Origin of the sequence: Nocardioides panzhihuensis (assembly GCF_013408335.1) — a bacterium.
In the GTDB taxonomy this organism is placed as follows: domain Bacteria; phylum Actinomycetota; class Actinomycetes; order Propionibacteriales; family Nocardioidaceae; genus Nocardioides; species Nocardioides panzhihuensis.
Window position 1 is genome coordinate 3,134,096 of record NZ_JACBZR010000001.1, and the last position, 19,938, is coordinate 3,154,033.

Here is a 19,938-nt window from a genome sequence, read left to right on the forward strand (position 1 = left end):
TCGTGACGGGTCTCGGCTTCGGCCTCTTCCAGCCTCAGCTCAAGACCGACGTCGCCTCCATGATCTCCGCGGCGCAGGCCGCGGAGGCGTACGGTTTCGACTCGTTCTGGGTGATGGACCACCTGCTCGCCCCCGGCGCCCCACCCTGCGACACCCTGGAGAGCTGGACCCTGCTCACCGCCCTCGCCACCTCCACCTCCACCCTGCGGCTCGGCCACCTCGTCGGCTGCGCGCCCTTCCGGCACCCTTCGCTGCTGGCGAAGATGGCGGCCACGTTCGACCGGGTCAGCGGCGGCCGGCTCGAGCTCGGCCTGGGCTGGGGCTCGGTCGAGTCCGAGCTGACCGCCTTCGGCTTCGAGCCCGGCTCACGCCGAGAGCGCTCCGAGGCACTGGCCGAGACCCTGCAGATCCTCGACCTGATGTTCGCAGGGGATCCCTTCGACTTCGCGGGCAAGCACTTCACCCTCGCCGGCGCCTACGGCCTCCCCCGCCCGGTCCAGCCCCGCATCCCCGTCCACATCGGCGGTGGTGGAAAGCAGCTCACGATGCCGCTGGTCAGGGCGTACGCCGACTGGTGGAACTGCGTGGGCAGCGCCCGCGACCGCCTCGACGAGCTCGCGCCGCTGCGCGGAACGGCCCGGATCTCAGCCCAGTACGCGGTCGGCCTGGTCCACGACGAGGCCGACCGTGACGCTGTCGCCGCACGGATCGCCCGCCGGATGCCGGTCGCCGCGTGGGGCCAGCCGCTCGTCGGCACCCCCGCCGAGCTCGTCTCCCTCTTCGAGACCGAGCGGGCCCGTGGCGTCGAGCTCGCCGTCGTACGCTTCGACGACTTCGGCTCGCCAGACACCCTGCGCCGCTTCGGCACCGAGGTCATCTCCCCGCTCCGTGAGCGGTCATCCTGACCCGAGCAGGCCGAGCAACCGGCCGAGGACGTCGTCGAGCTCGCCGAGCGAGCAGGCGGCGGCGACGTAGCGGTCGGGCCGTACGACGTAGACCTCGTCGGCCGGCCGGGCGAGATGGAGGTCGCGGAGCCCGCCGTCGAAGTCGTACACGTCGATCACGTCCGTCCCACCGGGCGCCGAGCCGCTCCTTGTCTCCGGGTCGAGCTGCCCCGCCCGCCGATAGGCCGGCGGCACGTGTCCCTGCACGACCGCGCCACCGTGGGCGCGTAACCGAGCGGCGAGCCGAGGCTCGAGCGCCTCCGCGACACCCGGCACCAGACCGACCAGCGCGAGCCGGCTCCCCAGGACGTCGTCGAGCCGCACCCGAGCGCCATCCAGCCGCTGCACCATGGGCTGCGGGAACGCGCGACCCACGAGCGAGCCCTTGTCGCTGCGGGGCGCCGTGACCACGAACCCGTCGCGGTAGCGTGGCACCGGCTTGTGCTTCATCTGCAGGATGTAGTCCCTGGCCCCGGGCAGTCGCTGAGCGCCGCGGAAGAGGACGTTGCGCACCGCCTCCGTCGCCCGGCTGCGCGGGTGGTAGAGGCGTCCGATGCCGGTCGCGAAGTCCACCATCTCCCGCGCCGCCTCACGACGCTCGGCGTCGTACGACGCGAGCAGCCCGGCGCCCGCCCTGCCCGTGAGCACGAAGCCGAGCTTCCAGGCCAGGTTCGTGACGTCACGGATGCCGGAGTTCATGCCCTGGCCGAAGAACGGCGGCTGGAGGTGGGCCGCGTCCCCGACCAGGAAGACCCGGCCGGCCTGAAACGTCTCGGCCGTACGCGAGTGGTGCCAGTAGACCCGTCGCCGCAGGATCCGGGGCACGGGCGAGTCCGGGTAGAACGGCTTCATCAGCCGCTCCACGGCCTCCTCCTCCGCCATCGACTCCGGGTCCTCGCCGTCGAGGATCTCGAACTCGAAACGGCGGTGGCCGAAGGGCAGCGGGATCGTCATGGAGGGCCGCTCGGGGGATGTGTAGACGGCGGAGTACGGAGCGTCCCAGGTGTCCTCCTCGACGTCGACCACCAGCCACTTCATCGGCGCGGTCTCGCCGCGCAGGGCCACCGAGGTGGCCTGCCGGACGAAGCTCTTCCCGCCGTCGGCGCCGACGGCGTACTGGGCACGTGCCGCGAACCGCTCACCGCCCTCGGCGGCGACGACCGTGACGCCCTCGGCGTCCTGCCGCAGCTCGAGGGCGGTACAGCCAGTCCGCAGCTCCACGTTGTCGTACGCCTCTAGGCCGCACCGCAGCAGGGTCTCGAGCGTCGGCTGGAAGAACAGGTTGCGGCGCGGCCACCCGTAGGGCCGGGCGCTGGGAGCGACGTGAGCCAGGATCCGCTTGCGCGAGTCGAAGTAGCGGATCGGCGCGTTGCGTACCGCGGTGTCGAGCACGGCCTCGGCCATCCCGAACGACTGCAGGGTCCGGATCGCCTCGTCATCGATCCCGACCGCCCGCGGCTCGTCGCTCACATCCGGCTCGCGGTCGATCACCAGCACCGAGAGGCCATGGCCGGCTAGCAGGTTGGCGAGGGTCGCGCCGGACGGCCCGGCGCCGACGATCACGACGTCCCGCTCGATCGTCTGCACCGCGCTTGCTTCCATGTGCCGCTCCGCCTACGGTCGGGCGCCGCGACTAGCTGCCGAGTCGCAGGCCGGCCGCGCGGGAGCCGAAGATGTCGGTGCCCAGGACGATCCCGAGCTTGTCGGCGTCCCAGCGCTTGCCGCCGTTGGAGACCGTGGCGACCGGGGACCAGGCCTTGAGCAGGGAGATGTTCTCGCCCACCGCGCGAATGACCTGGCCGCTGACATGGCCGGCCTCGGGGCTGGCCAGCCAGGCGACCACCGGGGAGCCGAGGGAGGGGTCCTTCGGATCGAACTCGTCCTCGGCCAGCTCGCCGGGCTCGATCGCGGGCGCGGAGCCGGGCATCGATGCCGACATCCGGGTGCGGCCGCCGGGGCTGATCGCGTTGACGGTGACGCCGATCGAGGCGAGCTCGAGGCTGAGGGTCTGGGTCAGACCGACGATCGCGGCCTTGGCTGCGCTGTAGTTGGTCTGCCCGAAGTGACCGAGCAGGCCGGCGCCGGAAGTGGTGTTGATGATCCGTCCGTAGACGGGACCGCCGGAGACCTTCGACTCCGCGCGCCAGCGCTTCGCGACCGCGCGGCTGGTCAGCCAGGTGCCGCGTACGTGGACGCGCATGACGAGGTCGAAGTCGTCGACACTCATGTTCCAGATCGCCTTGTCGCGCACGATGCCGGCGTTGTTGACCACGATGTCGAGGCGACCGAGCTGCTCGTACGCCCGCGCGACCGTCTCCTCGACAGCCGCCTCGTCGCCGATGTCGCTGAAGTCCGGGACGGCGCTGCCGCCGCGGTCCTTGATGATCTGCACGACCTCGTCGGCGACCTTGCCGGTGCCTTCGCCGTCCAGCGAGGTGCCGAGGTCGTTGACGATGACCGTGGCGCCCTGCTTGGCCAGCTCCAGCGCGTGGCCCCGGCCGATGCCGTGACCGGCGCCGGTGACCAGCGCGACCTTTCCTTCGAGCAGTCCGCTCATGTGTGCATGTCTCCTTGGGTCGAAACGGTTCGGTGGATCAGCTGGCAGGGCGGAAGACGATCGCGTCGAGCTCGTCGCTCAGCGCCCGGAAGTCGACCTCGACGGCCATCCCGACACTGAGAGCCTCCGGGTCGCAGCCCTCGATGTTCGTCATCAGCCGAGGGCCCTCCTCGAGCTCGACCATCGCCGCGACGTACGGCAGCCTCTCCTTGAACGGCGGCAGATCGTTCACGTAGACGGTCGAGTAGGTGTAGAGCGTGCCGCGCCCGGAGGCCTCGATCGCCTCGACGTCCTCGCTCCAGCACGACGGGCAGAACGGCCGCGGATAATGGTGCACCTTCTCGCAAGCACGACACCGCGCGATCAGGAGGCGACCGGCCTTGGCGGCCTCCCAGTAGGGCCGGGTCGCCGACTCGACGGTGGGCAGGTCGGCGCGCGGTTTGGCACTCTGACTCATTGCGAACTCCTCACCAGCCGACGAAGTCGGCGGGCCGCTTCTCGACGAAGGCGCGTACGCCCTCCTTGGCATCCTCCGAGTAGGACTGGACCTCCTGGGCCATCGCCTCGGCGACGAACGCCCCGGTCCGGTCGGTGTCCGGGGCGTCGTTGATCAGCCGCTTGGTCAGGCCGATCGCGGTGGTCGGCCCGCCGGCCAGGCGAGCGATGAGCTCGTCGGCCGTCGCATCGAGCTCGCCGGCCGGGACCACCCGGTTGACCAGGCCCAGACTCAGCGCTTCCGCAGCGGGCAGCTTCTCCCCGAAGAACGCCATCTCCTTGGCCTTGGCAGGCCCGATCCGCCGGGCCAGCAGGTACGCACCGCCGCCGTCCATGACCAGACCGCGCTTCACGAACGCCTCGGCGAAGTAGGCCGTCTCGGCGGCCACGACCAGGTCAGCGGCGTACGCCAGGTGGGCGCCGATCCCCGCCGCCCCGCCCTGCACGACGGCGAGGACCGGCTTGCTGCAGTCGAGGACGGAGGCGACCAGCGTCTGCGCCCCGCCCATGATGGTGCGCATCGGGTCGGTCGCCCGCTTGACGTTCTTGGCATGGCCGTCGGCGAGGCGTACGACGTCCGCACCGGAGCAGAAGTGGCGGCCGTTGGCGCGCAGCACGACGACGCGTACGTCGTGGTCGGTATGCGCCTCGGTGAACAGCCGGATCAGCGTGTTGCGGTCCTCGGGGCGCAGTGCGTTCGCCCGGTCGGGACGGTTGATCGTGATGGTGAGCACGCCTGCCTCGGTGCTGTGCAGCACCGCAGCCTCCTGCTCGACAGCGGTGTCGATCACGGGGTCGGTCATCGGCGTTCCTCAGCGGGGCGTGTAGGTCGCCTGCAGGTGCTTGACCCCGTGCAGGAAGTTGGATCGCAGCAGGTCGGGCTCACCAGCGGCCGCCAGGTCGGGCAGCTCCTCGAAGAGGATCTTGAACAGCACCTGGAGCTCGAGCCGGGCCAGGTGCGCGCCGAGGCAGAAGTGTGGCCCGGCCGCCCCGAAGGCGACGTGCGGGTTGGGGTTGCGGGTGACGTCGAAGGTGTAGGGGTCCTCGAAGACGGACTCGTCGCGATTGCCGGAGTTGTAGAAGAGCACCACCTTCTCCCCCTTCGTGAGCTCCTGTTCACCGAGCATGACCCCGTCGCGCGCCACCGTGCGCCGGAAGTGGATCACCGGCGTCGCCCACCGGAAGATCTCCTCGACCGCGGAGACGGCGTACGTGTCGTAGTCGGCGCGCCACAGCTCGCGCTGCTCGGGGTGGTCGGTGAGCGCGATCAGACCGTGGGTGATCGCGTTGCGGGTGGTCTCGTTGCCGGCGCCGACCAGCAGGATGAAGAACTTCGCCATCTCGGCCGGGGTGAGGTTCTCGTCATCGGCCGCGACCAGCTGGCTGATCACGTCACCGGTGGGGTTCGCGATCCGGTCCTTGGCGAGATCCTCGAGCAGCTCGATCAGGCCGACGCTGGCCGCGGTGACCGCCTTGTTGATCCCGGCGCCGGTCTGGTCGGGGATGTACTCGGCGTCGCTGGCACCGAGGATCACGTTGGTGGCCTCGAAGATGAACTGCTCGTGCTCGCGCGGGATGCCGAGCATGTTGCTGATGATCCGCAGCGGGAGAGGCGCGGCCAGGTCGGTGACGAAGTCACAGCGCCCGTCGGTGGGCAGCTCGGAGATGATCTCGCGGACCGTGTCCTCGATGTCGGAGCGCAGTGCCTGCAACGACCGCACCGTGAAGCCGCGGGAGACGATCTTGCGCAGCCGAGCGTGCTCGGGGTTGTCCATGTCGATGATCGAGCCGCGGTACTCCCGCAGCTCGGCCGGCTGGTCGAAGATCTGGGTGCCGCCCTCCCCCGAGGTGAAGTCCTCCGGGCGGCGGCTGACCTCGAGGATGTCCTCGTGGCGCGTCAGGGCCCAGAAGCCCGACTCGCTCTGAGCGCTGACCCGGACGAACGGCCGGGGGTCCTCGCGACGGTGGCGGGCGAACGTACGCTCGCGCTCCTCCGCGTCGGCGTGCCACCAGCTGAGATCGTTGAGTGGACTCGACGCGAGCGACTCTGCTCCGGACATGTGGCAACGCTCCTGCAGGGTTGAGGTTGGACGGACGGCCGATCAGCGGCCGCCACTTCCGATTCTGGCAGTTGTGTCACTTTTTGACAAGGCCCAGGATCGGCTTTATGTGCCCTTTTGCCGACGATCGACGGGCCACCAAACTGGCGCTAATGTCACCTTCAGAGGAGGTCGCCGACGATCTCCGCCCCAGAGAGGCCGATACCCCGATGACCGACCAGAATCCCGATCCCTACCACTCCCCTGCCCTGGTGATCAGCGAGTGCCAGGTAGGCATCCTGGAGTCGGGCCGATCCGTGACCGGCAGCCTGGCCGAGCAGGCCGAGACCCGCGGCATCGTCGACCGCATCGGCACGCTCGCGAACCGGTTCCGCGAACGCGGCCTCCCGGTCGTGCACTGCCTCATCGAGCACCGCGCCGACCAGATCGGCATGCTGCCCAACTCCTACCTCGGCGCGATGGCGCTTCGGTCGAGGACGATGACCGCCGGCACGCGCGACGTGGCCGTGCCTGCCGCGCTCGGGCCGAAGCCCTCCGACATCGTCAGCAGCCGTGCCACCGGCCTGACCGCCTTCTACGGCACCGACCTGGACGCCATGCTGCGCCACTGCCGGGTCCGCACCCTGGTCCTGACCGGCGTCTCGACCAACGTCGCGCTGCCCGGACTCGCGATGGAGGCCGTCAACCGCGGCTACGACGTCGCCCTCGCCGAGGACTGCACCGCCGGCTCCTCGGCCGAGGCCCACGAGTTCTTCGTACGCAACCAACTCGCCCTTCTCGCCCGCATCACCACCGCCGCCGACGTCGCCGCCCGCCTTCCATAGGCTCCCGACGATATCGTCAGAATCCATGCCCATCAAGGCATCTGTCGCCCCACTTTGGCGTGTCGACCAACGCGAGCAGCCTAGTTGACAAAAACGCCACATCTTCTTCCATTCTGATATGACCCCAACTACATTGCGGGTACCAGCGCAGATCATGAGCGCGTGATTCAGCACCGCAGCGACCCTCTCGCGACAGTGAGCCGAGCCGGTGCGCGAAGAAGCAGACGATGTCGGTGACCCAGGATGTGACGCTCGGCGAGACTAGGATGCTGATCGACGGAGAGCTTGTCGAGGCGACATCCGGCCGAACGTTCGCCAACGTCAACCCAGCGACCGAAGAGACCATCGGCCAAGTGGCCGACGGGGCGGCGGTCGAGATGGACAGGGCGATCGCGGCTGCCCGGCGAGCCTTCGACGAGACCGACTGGTCGACCAACCATGCCTTCCGCAAGCGCTGCCTGGAGCAGCTGCAGGAGGCGCTGGAGTCGGAGCGCGAGCAGTTCCGGGCCGAGCTGGTCGCCGAGGCGGGAACGCCGGTGGTGGTGACCTACATGGCCCAGCTCGACTGGCCACTGGCCGACGGCCTGCTGTGGCCCGCCAAGCAGATCGAGCAGTTCGCCTGGGAACGCGAGCTCCCGCCGAGCAGCCTGGCCGGGATGAACAGCCGGCGGCTGGTCTGGAAGGAGGCCATCGGCGTCGTCGGCGCGATCGTGCCGTGGAACTACCCGTTCGAAGTCCTCATCGGCAAGCTCGGCCCGATCCTGGCCACGGGCAACACGGTCGTGGTCAAGCCCGCCCCCGACACTCCGTGGAACGCGACCAGGGTGGGGCGGCTCATTGCGGAGAAGACCGACATACCGCCGGGGGTGGTCAACATCGTGACCTCCGCCGACCACCTGGTCGGCGAGCTCCTCACCCTCGACCCGCGGGTCGACCTGATCTCCTTCACCGGCTCCACCGTCACCGGGAAGCGGATCATGGAGAAGGGCGCCGCCACGCTCAAGCGGGTGTTCCTGGAGCTGGGCGGGAAGTCAGCGGCGATCATCCTCGACGACGCGGACTTCGCCTCCACCGTGCCAGCCGGGATGAGCGTGTGCATGCACGCGGGCCAAGGATGCGCGATGCAGACCCGGATGCTGCTCCCCCGCTCACGCTATGACGAGGGTGTGGAGCTGATCACCGCTGCGATGCGACAGGTTCCGTGGGGCGACCCCACCGACCCGAGCATGTTCATGGGCCCGTTGATCAGCGCTCGCCAGCATGAGCGGGTCACCGGCCTGATCCGTACCGGGATCGAGGAAGGGGCGAAGCTCGTCGTGGGCGGCCCGGACCGCCCCGCCGGCCAGGACAAGGGGTTCTTCGTCGAGCCGACCCTCTTCGTGGACGTCGACAACGCGATGACGATCGCCCAGGAGGAGATCTTCGGACCCGTGCTCGCGGTGATCCCCTACGACGATGACGACGACGCGGTCCGGATCGCCAACGACAGCAGGTACGGCCTCTCCGGAGCGGTCCATGGCTCCCCCGAGCGAGCGATGTCGGTCGCCCGTCGGGTCCGCACGGGTTCGCTCTCGGTCAACAACAGCCTCTGGTACGGCGCCGACTCTCCCTACGGCGGCTACAAGACCAGCGGGCTCGGGCGACAGAACGGGATCGAGGGGTTCGAGCAGTACCTCGAGACCAAGGCCGTCTCGTTCCCCGTCCAGCCCTGATCACCACCTCCAGAGAAGGAGTCACCCCATGACCGGTCGCCTCGAAGGCAAGGTCGCATTCATCACCGGCGCCGCGCGGGGGCAGGGCCGCAGTCATGCGGTGCGGCTCGCGGAGGAGGGCGCCGACATCATCGCCGTCGACCTGTGCGAGCAGATCGAGTCCAACCCCTACCCGCTGGCCACCGCCGAGGACCTGGAGGAGACCGTACGCCTGGTCAAGGATCTCGGCCGCAACATCGTCGCCAGCAAGGCAGACGTACGCGAGCGCGACCAGCTCCGCGACGTGCTCGACGCCGGCGTCGCCGAGCTCGGCCGCCTCGACATCGTCGTGGCCAACGCCGGCATCCTGCCGATGGCGATGGGCGACCCCGACCCGCTCGACTTCGTCGACGCCACCGACGTCGACCTGGTCGGCGTGATGAACACCGTCGCCGTCGCGATCCCGCACCTGCAGGCGTACGCCTCGATCGTGGTCACCGGATCGACGGCCGCGATGCTGCCGAACACGACGGACAACCCCGCGATGGGCCCGGGCAGCGCCGGTTACGGCTGGTCGAAGAAGACGCTCATCGGCTACACCGAGCAGATGGCGCTGCACCTGGCATCGCAGCTCATCCGGGTCAACTGCGTCCACCCCACCAACGTCAACACCCACCTGCTCCACAACGACGGCATCTACCAGCAGTTCCGCCCCGACCTCGAGCACCCGACCCGCGAGGATGCCGAGCCGGCCTTCAACATGTTCCAGGCGATGCCGATCCCCTACGTCGAGCCGGTCGACATCTCCAACCTGGTGCTCTTCCTGGCCTCGGACGAGGCCCGTTACATCACCGGTCAGCAGATCCGCGTCGACGCCGGCTCGCTGCTCAAATTCCCCGGCGGCCCGGCCTGATCGACCGTACGAAGCCCGATGCCGAGTCGGCGCGTCATGATGCGCCGACTCGGCAGATCGTTGCTCAGGAGACGACGACTCGAGCGGAGGCGACGTTGGTGATCAGCCGGTTGACCTGGGTGATGTCGCCGTCGCGCTGGGAGCGTACGCGGGCGGTGACGAAGTAGGTGCCGGGCTGGTCGTAGGTGTGGGTGGTCTTGAAGGTGAGGGCAGTGTCCTGACCGCTGACCTCGTGGGCGTACGGGAAGGAGCCCCAGCCGTCCCAGTCCCACTCGACCGACACGATCGTGCCGGCGCCCGGGGGCACCTCGGTCTCGACGACGAGGTCGACCGCCTCACCGGCGGCGACCTCGGCACGGGCGCCGCCGTTCGCGGTGACCGCGATGACCGGCTGGATCCCGCCGCGCTCGGCGGCCGAGGCGGGAAGCTTGATCTGCCCGTCGACCCAGTCGAAGGCGGTGTTCGGCGGAGCCTCGCCACCCTCGGTCCAGGCGATCAGGTCGGCGAGGCCCTGCTCGATGATCGGGAAGTAGTCGATCAGCCAGGTCGCGGTGGCCCGGCTCGAGGAGTTCGGCAGGTAGGACGGCGGGATGTGCTCCGCGTTCTGGGTCCACTGCAGCCGGTAGTGGTCCGCGGCGAACTCCTCACCCCCGGTGGCCAGGACGGCGTCGCGGTAGATGAGCCCCTGCCCCGGCCACAACGAGGAGTCATGGGTGTGGTGCATCCACAGCAGCTTGCCCGAGTAGTGGCCGGTGTAGGAGACGCCCATCAGCGGTGACATCAACGGCACCGGGTGCTGGGCGTAGAGCGGCTGACCGTCGTGACGCAACGAGTCGAACTGCGCATCCTCCATCAGGTGGTGGCGGTGGAAGTAGCAGAAGGCGAGGAACTTCCGGTTGTCGACGTGCACGCCGTCGCCAGCCTCCACGCCCTCGAACCGCAGCAGGTTGGCGTCACCGTGGCCGTCGCAGGCGAACAGGTCGCCGACGGTGCTGATCGCGTAGAGCTGGCGCCCGGCGGCCTTCCCGCTGGTGAGCCTGATGCCGGCGCCGAGCCGGAAGCCGTCCGGCAACCCCTTGATCTCCAGGGCGTACGCCATGTCCATGCCGGCCTCGCCGGCCATCAGCCCGGCCATGGTCTTGGTCATCGCGTACTCGGGCCCCTCGAAGGCGGGGTCGGTGAGCAGGTCGCGGACGGTCACGATCCGGGTGACCGTGGTCTCCACGTCGATGATGTCGGGCTCGACCGCGGAGGGCAGGTCGTGGCCGATGTATCCGGGCTCGGTCCAGAAGTTCTCGAAGTACGTCGGGTCCTGTTCGACCAGGAGGTCGGCGATCGACGACCACAGCCAGATCTGGCCCATCGGGGTGAAGATCATGAACTCGTTGCCGTGCGGGAAGCCCTGCCGGTAGAGGCTGGCCAGCTCCTCGGCCCGGTGGGAGTCGAGCCCCGCGAACGGGTTGCCGCTGCCACCAGGCTGCATCGCGTCGATCAGCCGGGCCGAGGTCGCCGGGTCGCGCAGCAGCCGCTGCACGTTGAACATGCAGGCGAAGCTCATCACCTGCGCGCCCTTGATCCGCTCGGTCGCCGGGAAGGGACGTACGTCGCCACCACCCATGAACGGCATCGCGCCGTCGAAGACGTCGGGGGCGTTCTCCAGCACGAGCGGCGAGCGCCGTCCGCCGCCGCTGCCACCCCACACATAGGAGTGGTGCGGCTCCTCGCCGTAGACCTGCTTGGCGACGTACTTGGAGAAGCGGGCGCCCTCTACGGCCGCCCGCCAGCCGTAGAGGGTGGGGTCCTCGCCTCCGACGGGGTCGATGTCGTCGCCGATGTGGCCCATGTTGGTCTCGACCATGTAGCCGCCGACGCGGGTGGTGAGCGGCAGGCCGCCCATCGCCTCGCCGAGCGCGCCGCCGAAGAAGTCCTCGTGGCCGGCGTGGGCGCCCTCCATCGGCATGACCAGGCGGCCCTGCCACTGCTCCTCGGGCGGGAAGTAGAACGTGAATCGGGTGTCACAGTCGGCGAAGCCGCCGTGGATGTGACGGTGCGGGACCGGGAGGTCGCGCTCTTCGTCGAGGTCGATGTACGGAGCACCGAAGTGCCCGTCGGTGACCTGGTAGCTCGCGATGTCCAGCGAAGAGGGGGTGGTGGTCATTGGTGGTCCTTCCCTGCGAGGGCAGAGTCGGCCGGCGATGCGCCAATTGGTGCACGAGTCGGCTCTGAAGCACGTGCTTGCCCGACCGACTCTGACGCTTTCGTCAGGTGTTGTCAACGGCCCTTCGCCAGCTATCACGCAAACGTGTGAACACTGTTGACCACAGGCCAATATGTGACTACGCTCACATGCAATCCGCCCGCTTCATGCGGCGTCTGCGGGAAGATCTCGCCGCTACGATCAGCTTTGAGCGAGGAGGCACCACCTCGGCGCGACCAACTCGCCACCAAGCCGCTTCGGACCCGAACCCGCGCCATGCATGACCTGATCTGACACTTCTGATAACTTCCGCGACGGCGGAGCACTGTCGGTCGATCGCTCCCCGGATGCGCAGGACCAGGCGTGGTGGTCCATCATGCTGCGATGGGAGATCCCGTGACCGCAGCCCCGGCCCCGCGCCCGGGTCTGAGCACCGAGCTCATCGTCGACACGGCGCTTCGGCTCATCGCTCGCGATGGCGCCGACAGCCTTTCGATGCGACAGCTCTCCGCCGAGCTCGGCGTCTCGCTCGGCGCGACCTACCGCCACGTCGACAGCAAGGACGAGTTGCTCGTGCTCTGCGGACGCAGGCTCTGCGCCCGCAGCTTCCTCGAGCGCGTTCCGGGATCCGATCCGCTGGCCTGGGTACGCGACCAGGTGATGCACTTCTACGACCTGCTCCGGGCGCACCCGGGCATGGCCGACCACACGCTCTTCGCCGGCAACGTCGACCCGGATCTCTCCGCGGCCGTCCGGGCGTCGCTGGTGGAGGCGGGCCACAGCGAGGCGAACGTCGAGAAGGTCGGCCTGATCCTCACGCTCTACACCGCAGGTGCGCTGATGGCAGCCAACCGACCGACGTCGCCCCATCCAGCGAGCAACACGAGGGAGCTGATCGTGTCCGGGATCGACTTCATCCTGCGCAGCTACGCCTCCGACGAGCCGGGCAGCGCCCGCCCGTCGGAGGCGTAGAAAGGTCGTAGCGAGAAGCCGCTCAGGCGAGCGCCGCCTCCTGCTCAGCCCCCGAGGCGGCGTCCCCGTTGATCGAGAAACCGCCGTCGACGGTGACCATACTGCCCGTCGCGAAGGCCGCCTCGTCCGAGGCGAGCCAGGTGGCGGTATAGGCGATGTCCATCGGGTTGCCGATCCTGGTCAGCCGCCCACCGCCCTTGTGTCCGCCGATGTCACCCTTGAGTGCGACGACCCGGCCGACCAGGATGCAGTTGGCCCGGATGCCGTCCTCGCTGCCCTCGGCGGCGAGCGAGCGGGTCAGGCTGTTGACGCCACCCTTGGCTGCCGCGTACGCGCTGAAGCCTTTGAAACCGGCCACCGACTGGCCCGAGGAGATGTTGACGATCGAGGCGCCGTCCGCCTGCGCCAGGTGGGGCCAGGCGTACTTGCAGGCCCAGAAGAGGTTGCCCGTCAGTGTGCCGGACAGGATCGCCTCCCATTCCTCGGTGGAGTACTCGTGCAGCGGCTTCACGCTCGTGGCGACGGCGCCGGTGGGCGCGGCGTTGTTGACCAGGGTGCTGAGCCCGCCGAACCTGGCCACGGTCGCCTCGACGACCTCCCGCACGCTGGCCTCGGAGGTCACGTCGAGCTCGAAGAACTCCGCGTCGCCGCCCGCCTCCAGGATCCGGTCGACCACCTTCTTGCCCCTGTCGAGGGTGCGTCCGGTGACCGCGACCTTCGCCCCCTCGGAGGCGAAGTGTTCCGCGATCGAACGCCCGATCCCCCGCGTCGAGCCGGTGACCAGCGCGACCCTGCCATTCAATCTGTTACCCACTGCAGATCCTCTCGTACATCGCCAGTGCGCTGTGATGTCAGGCGCCCGATCTCAGGGCGCCGCGGTCTCGAGCTCCTCGCGCAGGGAGGTGCGCAGCTCCTCCATGGCAACCAGCCGGCGCCGGACCATCGCGATCGCCGACTCGGGATCGGGCCCCGCCGACCCGGCCTCCAGCCGCGCGAGCCGCTCCCGGACGAGGACGATCTCCTCGTCGAGCCGTTCGGCGGCTTCGTCCTTCGTCAGCAGGTCCTGGTCGACCCAGTCGGGAGCGTCGATGTCCTTCTCAGCCATCGTGGTCCGCCTCAGGCCCGCGGGAAGTTGTACAGCTTGCGGGCATTGAGCTCGACGATCTGGTGCGCCTCGTCGTCGGGTACGTCCTGCAGGAGCTTCGCGGCGTACTCCCGGCTGTTGGGCCAGTTGGAGTCCGAGTGCGGGTAGTCGCACTCCCACAGGATGTTGTCGATGCCGATCTGGTGGCGGCGCGCGATGCCCTCGAAGTCGTCGATGTAGCAGCCGTACATGTGCTCGCGGAAGAGGTCAGAGGGGCGGACCTCCTTGTTGACGTTCTGGTACCAGCGGTGCCGTTCCCAGGTCAGGTCGATGCGCTCGAGGAGGTAGGGCATCCAGCCGATGCCACCCTCGGAGAGCGCGACCTTGAGGTTGGGGAACTTGTAGAACACCGGCGAGAAGAGCAGGTCGGCGGTCGCGTCCATCGAGTTCGTGCCGAAGAGCGCGATCATGACCGCCATCGGCGCCTCAGGCGAGGTGATCGGCGGCTTGCCCGAGGAGCCGAAGTGCATGCACAGGGGCAGGTTGCACTCCTCGGCCGCGCGGAAGACAGGGTCCCAGTGGTCGGTGTAGAACGAGGGCAGACCCAGGCTCACGGTGTTCTCGGGGAAGGTGATCGCCTTGACGCCCTTCGCGGCGCAACGGTAGATCTCCTTGGCGGCCAGCTGCGGGTCCCACAGAGGCAGGATCATCATCGGGATGATCCGGTCGGGCGCGCTCGCGGCCCACTCGTCGAGGTGGAAGTCGTTCCAGGCCTGCACCGAGAGCAGGGCGAGCTCGCTGTCGTCGTGCTCGAGGAAGACGGTGCCGGCGAAGCGCGGAAACGACGGGAAGCACATCGCGGCCTGGACGCCGTCGATGTCCATGTCGGCCACGCGCGCCTTGATGTCGTAGCAGCCCGGCAGCATGTCGGAGTAGCGGGTCGGTTCCATGCCGTAGTCCTGCGGCTTCTTGCCGGCGACCGCGTTCAGACCGATGTTGGGGTAGATGCGGCCCTCGTAGTTCCACACCTCGGCCAGGCGCGGCGTCTTCGGCGCCGCTCCATCCTTGCCGTTGCGCGAGGCGTCGATCAGGGCCTTCGAGAGCCCCTCGTCGCCGGCGCTCTTGGACATGTCCATCTCGACGATGCGAGGGCCCTGATCGAGGAACTTCTTGGGGAGGCGGTCGCTCCACAGGTTCTTGGGCTCGATCAGGTGATCGTCCACGGAGATGAGTTGCATGTGGTCCTGGAGCGGCATGGAGCCTCCTCGATAGGGTCGGGGCAGCCCCAGGCGCAGCTGTCGCACGCGTCAGATCACGGGGCTTCTGACACCTCGTACATTAGTGAGCGCAATCACATCGGTCAATGGTGGCCGCTTGATTCACCGAAAATCGAGGCGTCTTCCGCGAACGCTCCACCGTCGTGATCCCGCCACTCTGACGGCTTGTGCAATTTTCTCAACCTCCTCGGCGGCCATCTCGTCAGCTGCGCCCGAACGCCTCCTCGATGCGGCGGTGCCGTTCCTTGACCGAATCGAGCGCCTCAGGATGCGTGATCACATAGAGGTCACGGCGGGCGATTCCGGCCAGGGCGATCTCGGCGACGGCCTCCGCACTCAGGAGGCCCGGACGGTCGGGCATCTCGTTCGTCGACGCGGCCGCTCGCGCCTCCGCACCGGGCCGGTTGCGCTCGCTGTCGGTGATGCCGGTCCGCACCATCGCCGGAAGGAGAACCCCCACCCCAAGGCTCGAGTCCCGTGCCCGTAGTTCCTGGTCGAGCGTCTCCGTGAGGGCCACGACCGCGAATTTCGATGCGGTGTATGCCGCCAGGCCAGGCCCGTTGCGCAGGCCGGCGATCGAGGCGGTGTTGAGCAGGAAGCCGTCCGCCGACGTGCTCTCGAGGAGTGGGACGAAGGTGCGCATGCCATGGATGACGCCCCACAGGTTGACGTCCAGCACCCAGGCGAAGTCGTCCTCGCTCAGCTCATGGAAGGGCGCGATCCGCGCGACGCCGGCATTGTTGATCACGAGATCCACCCGCCCGTGCCGACCGATCACCTCCCCGGCGAGCCGCTCCACGTCGGCGGCTCGACTGACGTCGGTGAGTATGCCCACGACTCCGAGCTCGGCCGCGGCGCGATCGAGCGCGGGCTGCTCGACATCGGCGATCACCACCGCAGCGCCCTCGCGACTCATCGCCCGCGCGAGCGCATACCCGATGCCTGAGGCGCCGCCGGTGACCACGGCGACCCTGCCGTCCATGGATCCCGGCTCCCTCCCCTCGGCCCCGCTCATCTCGCCCCCTCCGCGCCGAGGCCGCGCAGCACGAACGCCGCCACCTCCTCGATCTCCTCGCGCGTCGGCACCGTCTTCGTCCACAGCTGGCGGCGCATGGCACCCAGCACCAGGTCCGAGACACAGTCGGCGCTCACCTGATCACCGCCGAGCGAGATGACCGGGTCGAGCACGAGGGCACTGATCGGAGCGAGCAGCTCGGCCTGGTTCGCGCCCTCGACAGCACCCGCCTGGTGGAGGTAGCCGAGGACCGAGCGGCTGGTCTCGGCAGCATCGACGGCGCTGACCTGGCGCAGGACCATGCGCACCCAGACCCGGATCTGGTCACGCGGGTCATCGATCTCGCCCATCCGGGCACGCGCGGTCTCGGCGACCCGGAGCACCCCCCGTTCGAGCACGGCCAGAACCAGCTCGTCCTTGCTCCCGAAGGTCTTGTAGAGGGTCTGGTTGGAGATTCCTGCCGCTGCCACGATGTCCGAGACCGACGGCATCACCGGTGCGGACCGCTCGATCAGCCCGAGCGTGATCTCCAGGATCCGGTCGACCTCCTCGGCCGCCGAGCGTCGCTGGCTCTCGAGGCGGCGCTCGGTGGCCCGGGCAGCACGCTCGCCCGACCCCATGACGCTCGTTGGTGGTATATCTTTCTTCACTGAGAGTAATCCGATTCTGTTCTGAGGAGACCAATGACTTCCGGAAGCCATGAGACCACAGAGCCGAGGCATGAGGCCACCATGGGCTCGCCCTTCGACCTCTTCAGCCTCGAGGGGAAGGTCGCACTGGTCACCGGCGGCAGCCGGGGCCTCGGCCGCCAGATGAGTCTGGCCTTCGCCCGGGCCGGAGCCGACGTGATCGTCACCAGCCGGAAGCTCGAGGCCTGCGAGGAGGTCGTCGCCGAGATCACCTCGACCACCGGCCGGCGCGGTCTCGCCTACGGCTGCCACCTGGGCCGCTGGGACGAGATCGAAGGGCTGGTCGACACGGCGTACGACCGCTTCGGCCGGGTCGATGTCCTGGTCAACAACGCCGGCATGTCACCGGTCTACGACAAGGTCACCGACGTGACCGAGAGGATGTACGACAGCGTCCTCAACCTCAACCTCAAGGGACCCTTCCGGCTGACCCAGCTGGTCGGGACGCGGATGAAGGAGCAGGGCTCGGGCAGCATCATCAACGTGAGCAGCACCGGGTCGCTGCGCCCGATGGGCTCGATCATCCCGTACGCCGCGGCGAAGAACGGCCTCAACGCGATGACCGAGGGTTTCGCCGACCTCCTCGGGCCCGAGGTCCGGGTCAACACGCTGATGCCGGGGCAGTACCTCACCGACGTCGCCGCCGCCTGGGACATGGAGCACACCAACAAGATGGCCGCTCGGTTGCACCTGGAACGGGTCGGCAACCCGCCGGAGATCATCGGGGCCGCGCTGTTCCTGGCCAGTGCCGCCTCCAGCTACACCTCAGGAACGATCGTCCGCTCGGACGGCGGCATCCCGTAGACCCCTGCCGAGCCGGCGCGTCATGACGCGCCGACTCGGCGTTCTGGTCCTCAGCCGTCCTGGCCCAGCTTCTCGCGGGCGGCGGCCAGCTTCGAGGGGATGTGGTCGGTCGGCCACAGGCCGTCGGCGGCGGCGTACTCCTTGAGGACGGCACGGGCGACCTGGCGCAGGTGCACCTCGGTCGGGCCGTCGACCAGGCCCATCACCGGGGCGGTGACCCACATCTTGGCCAGCGGCGTGTCCTGGGTGACCCCCAGGGCTCCGTGCACCTGGATGGCGCGCTGGACGATGTCGTGGAGCACCTTCGGGGTGAGGAACTTGATCGCACTGATGTCCTTGCGGCACTGCGCGTAGTCCTGCGTCTTGTCGATCAGCCAGGCCGTCCGCAGGACGAAGAGCCGGAACTGGGTGAGCTGGGCGTACGACTCGGCGATGTAGGTCTGGACGGTCTCGCGCTCGGCGAGCCGGCGGCCGCGGGTCACCCGGCTCAGGGCGCGCTCGCACATCATGTCGAGGGCACGCTGGGCCAGCCCGACGGTACGCATCGCGTGATGCACCCGCCCGCCGCCCAATCGCACCTGGGCGACCTGGAAGGCCTTGCCCTCCGCGCCCAGGAGCGCGGTGGCCGGCACCCGGACGTTGTCATAGTGGATGTAGCCCTCCGAGCCCTCGGCGGCCGGCTCGTGGATGAGCGCGAGGCTGCGCTCGATGGTGATGCCAGGGTTGTCGGCCGGGACCAGGAACATCGACATCCCCTCGTGAGGGCCGGCGTCCTTGTCGGTGTAGGCCATCACGATGAAGAAGGTCGCGTAGCGTGCGTTGGAGGAGAAGAACTTCCAGCCGTTGATCACCCACTCGTCCCCGTCGCGGACGGCGGTGGTCTCGAAGCCGGAGACGTCGGCGCCTCCCTGGGGCTCGGTCATCGAGTAGCAGGAGAAGATCTCGCCGTCCAGCAGCGGCTGCAGGTACGCCGCCTTCTGCTCGGGCGTGCCGAAGTGGGCGATGATCTCGGCGTTGCCGGTGTCCGGGGCCTGAGTGCCGAAGACGACCGGAGCCCAGGTCGAGCGTCCGAGGATCTCGTTGAGCAGCGCGAGCCTGAGCTGGCCGTAGCCCTGCCCGCCGAGCTCGGGCTCGAGGTGGCAGGCCCACAGGCCCTGGTCGCGGACCTGTTGTTTGAGCGGGTCGACGACGCGGCGGTGCTCGTCGTCGAGCGGCTTGTAGTTGTCGTGCGGCCAGACCAGGTCGAGCGGCTCGACCTCCTCGCGCACGAACTCGGCGACCCAGTCCAGCTTCTTCTGGAAGTCTGGATCGGTCTCGAAGTCCCAGGTCATGACGTACTCCTGCTTTCAGCGAAGGGTGGTGGTGCGGGAAAGGGAGGCGGCGAACTCCATGAGCTCCAGGACGATGTCGCCGAAGCGGGCGACCCGCTCGTCGGCCTCGCCGTTGACGTGGCGCGCGACGCTCGCCTCCAGGACGATCGCGAGCTTGAAGCGGGCCAGGATGACGTAGTAGTCGATCTGCGAGACGTCGCGTCCGCTGACCCGCGCGTAGTGCTCGAGCATGTCGTCGCGAGACGGCATGCCGCTGTAGTCGAGGTAGCGGGCGTACTTCATCGCGTCGCCCTCGGGCGGCCAGCCGACCAGGACCCAGCCCAGGTCGAGCAGCGGGTCGCCGATCGTCGCCATCTCCCAGTCGATGATCGCCGCCAGCTCGGCCGGGGCACCGTGGCGGTACATCACGTTGGCGAACTGGTAGTCACCGTGCATGATGCCCGGTTCGAAGGTCCTCGGGGTGTGGTCGCGCAGCCAGGCGGCGGCCTCGTCCAGTCCGGGCAGATCGCGGAACTTGTACGCCGACAGGTGTGAGAGCCAGCGGTCGACCTGCCGCTCCAGGAAGCCGTCGGGCTTGCCGAAGCCCTCCAGCCCCTGGGCCTTCCAGTCGACCCTGGCCATCTTGGCGGCGCCGTCGGCGAGCTGGATCGCAAGCTCGCCTCGTGCCGCCAGGTCGGTGTCGAAGGGTGCGGCCCAGCCGCCGCCCATCGGGCTCCACCCGTCGACCAGGTCCATCAGGTAGAACGGCGCGCCGATGACGTCCAGGTCGGAGCTGACGCCGCGGAAGGTGGCGTGCGGGACGTCGGTGCCGCTGAGCGCCTGGAGCAGGAGGGCCTCACGTAGGAGAACCTTCGTCCCGGTCTCGACCTTGTGGCCCGACGGGCGACGCAGCGCCATCTTCGCGCCGCCTCGGGTGACTGCGTACAGCTCGTTCTGGGAGCCGCCCGAGAGGGGCGAGACCTCCGCCAGCTCGCCGGCGCCGGGCAGGCCCTCGGCATCCATCCACCTGCTGAGTGATTCGATGTCCATGCCTGGAAAGGTAGTTACCCTCATGGCAGAATACAATTACTCAGACCGCGTGACGA

At 68.8% G+C, this 19,938-nt stretch carries 19 protein-coding genes; 6 read left to right on the forward strand and 13 right to left on the reverse strand.

The genetic code is table 11. From position 1 onward, the window contains the following. The first annotated feature begins 2 nt into the window (after positions 1–2). Positions 3–905, forward strand: a complete 903-nt coding sequence (locus BJ988_RS14840; protein WP_343051620.1) for an LLM class flavin-dependent oxidoreductase — start codon at positions 3–5, stop codon at positions 903–905. Here the strand turns inward: BJ988_RS14840 and BJ988_RS14845 are convergent. From BJ988_RS14845 to BJ988_RS14865, 5 genes are read right to left on the reverse strand one after another with little or no spacing between them, the layout of a single operon-like run. Then, a complete protein-coding gene (locus BJ988_RS14845) occupies positions 897–2,546 on the reverse strand; it encodes a bifunctional 3-(3-hydroxy-phenyl)propionate/3-hydroxycinnamic acid hydroxylase (RefSeq protein ID WP_179658669.1) in 1,650 nt (549 codons plus the stop codon). The two genes, BJ988_RS14840 and BJ988_RS14845, sit on opposite strands and share 9 nt — an antisense overlap. A 31-nt stretch (positions 2,547–2,577) precedes the next feature. After that, on the reverse strand, positions 2,578–3,501 hold the full coding sequence (locus BJ988_RS14850; protein WP_179658670.1) for an SDR family NAD(P)-dependent oxidoreductase: 924 nt from the start codon (positions 3,499–3,501) through the stop codon (positions 2,578–2,580). Positions 3,502–3,538: 37 nt separating this feature from the next. Continuing rightward, positions 3,539–3,958 carry a Zn-ribbon domain-containing OB-fold protein gene (locus BJ988_RS14855; RefSeq protein WP_179658671.1) on the reverse strand — a complete coding sequence of 140 codons (420 nt, stop codon included), beginning with the start codon at positions 3,956–3,958 and terminating at the stop codon, positions 3,539–3,541. 10 nt (positions 3,959–3,968) lie between these two features. Next, complete coding sequence (locus tag BJ988_RS14860; RefSeq protein WP_179658672.1) at positions 3,969–4,799, reverse strand: enoyl-CoA hydratase/isomerase family protein; 831 nt, start codon at positions 4,797–4,799, stop codon at positions 3,969–3,971. A 9-nt stretch (positions 4,800–4,808) separates the two neighbouring features. Beyond that, positions 4,809–6,056, reverse strand: coding sequence for a cytochrome P450 (locus tag BJ988_RS14865; RefSeq protein WP_179658673.1), 1,248 nt, complete (start codon positions 6,054–6,056; stop codon positions 4,809–4,811). 152 nt (positions 6,057–6,208) lie between these two features. On the opposite strand from BJ988_RS14865, the gene BJ988_RS14870 reads away from it, so the two are divergent. From BJ988_RS14870 to BJ988_RS14880, 3 genes are all read left to right on the forward strand, one after another. Then, positions 6,209–6,880, forward strand: coding sequence for a cysteine hydrolase family protein (locus tag BJ988_RS14870; RefSeq protein ID WP_246321489.1), 672 nt, complete (start codon positions 6,209–6,211; stop codon positions 6,878–6,880). Between the two features lie 227 nt (positions 6,881–7,107). Next, the gene (locus BJ988_RS14875; RefSeq protein ID WP_246321490.1) at positions 7,108–8,592 is read left to right on the forward strand and encodes an aldehyde dehydrogenase family protein; all 1,485 of its coding nucleotides are present in this window, start codon (positions 7,108–7,110) and stop codon (positions 8,590–8,592) included. 28 nt (positions 8,593–8,620) lie between these two features. Beyond that, complete coding sequence (locus tag BJ988_RS14880) at positions 8,621–9,484, forward strand: mycofactocin-coupled SDR family oxidoreductase (RefSeq protein WP_179658674.1); 864 nt, start codon at positions 8,621–8,623, stop codon at positions 9,482–9,484. 64 nt (positions 9,485–9,548) lie between these two features. Here the strand turns inward: BJ988_RS14880 and BJ988_RS14885 are convergent, their stop codons facing one another. Beyond that, positions 9,549–11,642: a PKD domain-containing protein gene (locus BJ988_RS14885; protein WP_179658675.1), complete on the reverse strand. Its 2,094-nt coding sequence runs from the start codon at positions 11,640–11,642 to the stop codon at positions 9,549–9,551. Positions 11,643–12,065: 423 nt separating this feature from the next. Between BJ988_RS14885 and BJ988_RS14890 the strand changes: the two genes are divergently transcribed. Next, positions 12,066–12,653, forward strand: a complete 588-nt coding sequence (locus BJ988_RS14890) for a TetR/AcrR family transcriptional regulator (RefSeq protein WP_179658676.1) — start codon at positions 12,066–12,068, stop codon at positions 12,651–12,653. Between the two features lie 22 nt (positions 12,654–12,675). Here the strand turns inward: BJ988_RS14890 and BJ988_RS14895 are convergent, their stop codons facing one another. The 5 genes from BJ988_RS14895 to BJ988_RS14915 all read right to left on the reverse strand — a co-directional run bounded on the left by BJ988_RS14895 (position 12,676) and on the right by BJ988_RS14915 (position 16,649). Then, positions 12,676–13,467 (reverse strand): SDR family oxidoreductase, encoded by a 792-nt coding sequence (locus BJ988_RS14895; RefSeq protein WP_179658677.1) that lies wholly within the window; start codon positions 13,465–13,467, stop codon positions 12,676–12,678. Between the two features lie 51 nt (positions 13,468–13,518). Then, positions 13,519–13,758: a hypothetical protein gene (locus BJ988_RS14900; RefSeq protein ID WP_179658678.1), complete on the reverse strand. Its 240-nt coding sequence runs from the start codon at positions 13,756–13,758 to the stop codon at positions 13,519–13,521. Between the two features lie 11 nt (positions 13,759–13,769). Further along, entirely contained in the window at positions 13,770–14,993 is a 1,224-nt protein-coding gene (locus BJ988_RS14905) for an amidohydrolase family protein (RefSeq protein ID WP_179658679.1), read from the reverse strand. 223 nt (positions 14,994–15,216) lie between these two features. Next, complete coding sequence (locus tag BJ988_RS14910) at positions 15,217–16,029, reverse strand: SDR family NAD(P)-dependent oxidoreductase (protein ID WP_179658680.1); 813 nt, start codon at positions 16,027–16,029, stop codon at positions 15,217–15,219. Further along, a complete protein-coding gene (locus BJ988_RS14915; protein ID WP_179658681.1) occupies positions 16,026–16,649 on the reverse strand; it encodes a TetR/AcrR family transcriptional regulator in 624 nt (207 codons plus the stop codon). The genes BJ988_RS14910 and BJ988_RS14915 overlap by 4 nt, the downstream gene beginning before the upstream one ends. Positions 16,650–16,712: 63 nt before the next feature. Between BJ988_RS14915 and BJ988_RS14920 the strand changes: the two genes are divergently transcribed. Beyond that, positions 16,713–17,522 (forward strand): SDR family NAD(P)-dependent oxidoreductase, encoded by an 810-nt coding sequence (locus BJ988_RS14920; protein ID WP_246321491.1) that lies wholly within the window; start codon positions 16,713–16,715, stop codon positions 17,520–17,522. Positions 17,523–17,572: 50 nt separating this feature from the next. On the opposite strand, the gene BJ988_RS14925 is transcribed toward BJ988_RS14920, so the two are convergent. Then, a complete protein-coding gene (locus BJ988_RS14925; protein ID WP_179658682.1) occupies positions 17,573–18,853 on the reverse strand; it encodes an acyl-CoA dehydrogenase family protein in 1,281 nt (426 codons plus the stop codon). A gap of 15 nt (positions 18,854–18,868) precedes the next feature. After that, positions 18,869–19,882, reverse strand: a complete 1,014-nt coding sequence (locus BJ988_RS14930; RefSeq protein WP_246321492.1) for a phosphotransferase family protein — start codon at positions 19,880–19,882, stop codon at positions 18,869–18,871. Between the last annotated feature and the right edge of the window lie 56 nt (positions 19,883–19,938).

Bases quoted from the DNA above. Each gene is read 5' to 3' on its own strand.
- BJ988_RS14855 (WP_179658671.1), bottom strand. From the start codon at position 3,958: ATGAGTCAGAGTGCCAAACCGCGCGCCGACCTGCCCACCGTCGAGTCG.
- BJ988_RS14905 (WP_179658679.1), bottom strand. From the start codon at position 14,993: ATGCCGCTCCAGGACCACATGCAACTCATCTCCGTGGACGATCACCTG.
- BJ988_RS14850 (WP_179658670.1), bottom strand. From the start codon at position 3,501: ATGAGCGGACTGCTCGAAGGAAAGGTCGCGCTGGTCACCGGCGCCGGT.
- BJ988_RS14880 (WP_179658674.1), top strand. From the start codon at position 8,621: ATGACCGGTCGCCTCGAAGGCAAGGTCGCATTCATCACCGGCGCCGCG.
- BJ988_RS14860 (WP_179658672.1), bottom strand. From the start codon at position 4,799: ATGACCGACCCCGTGATCGACACCGCTGTCGAGCAGGAGGCTGCGGTG.
- BJ988_RS14865 (WP_179658673.1), bottom strand. From the start codon at position 6,056: ATGTCCGGAGCAGAGTCGCTCGCGTCGAGTCCACTCAACGATCTCAGC.
- BJ988_RS14910 (WP_179658680.1), bottom strand. From the start codon at position 16,029: ATGAGCGGGGCCGAGGGGAGGGAGCCGGGATCCATGGACGGCAGGGTC.
- BJ988_RS14920 (WP_246321491.1), top strand. From the start codon at position 16,713: ATGACTTCCGGAAGCCATGAGACCACAGAGCCGAGGCATGAGGCCACC.
- BJ988_RS14890 (WP_179658676.1), top strand. From the start codon at position 12,066: ATGGGAGATCCCGTGACCGCAGCCCCGGCCCCGCGCCCGGGTCTGAGC.
- BJ988_RS14845 (WP_179658669.1), bottom strand. From the start codon at position 2,546: ATGGAAGCAAGCGCGGTGCAGACGATCGAGCGGGACGTCGTGATCGTC.
- BJ988_RS14875 (WP_246321490.1), top strand. From the start codon at position 7,108: ATGTCGGTGACCCAGGATGTGACGCTCGGCGAGACTAGGATGCTGATC.
- BJ988_RS14870 (WP_246321489.1), top strand. From the start codon at position 6,209: ATGTCACCTTCAGAGGAGGTCGCCGACGATCTCCGCCCCAGAGAGGCC.
- BJ988_RS14885 (WP_179658675.1), bottom strand. From the start codon at position 11,642: ATGACCACCACCCCCTCTTCGCTGGACATCGCGAGCTACCAGGTCACC.
- BJ988_RS14915 (WP_179658681.1), bottom strand. From the start codon at position 16,649: ATGGGGTCGGGCGAGCGTGCTGCCCGGGCCACCGAGCGCCGCCTCGAG.
- BJ988_RS14925 (WP_179658682.1), bottom strand. From the start codon at position 18,853: ATGACCTGGGACTTCGAGACCGATCCAGACTTCCAGAAGAAGCTGGAC.
- BJ988_RS14930 (WP_246321492.1), bottom strand. From the start codon at position 19,882: ATGGACATCGAATCACTCAGCAGGTGGATGGATGCCGAGGGCCTGCCC.
- BJ988_RS14900 (WP_179658678.1), bottom strand. From the start codon at position 13,758: ATGGCTGAGAAGGACATCGACGCTCCCGACTGGGTCGACCAGGACCTG.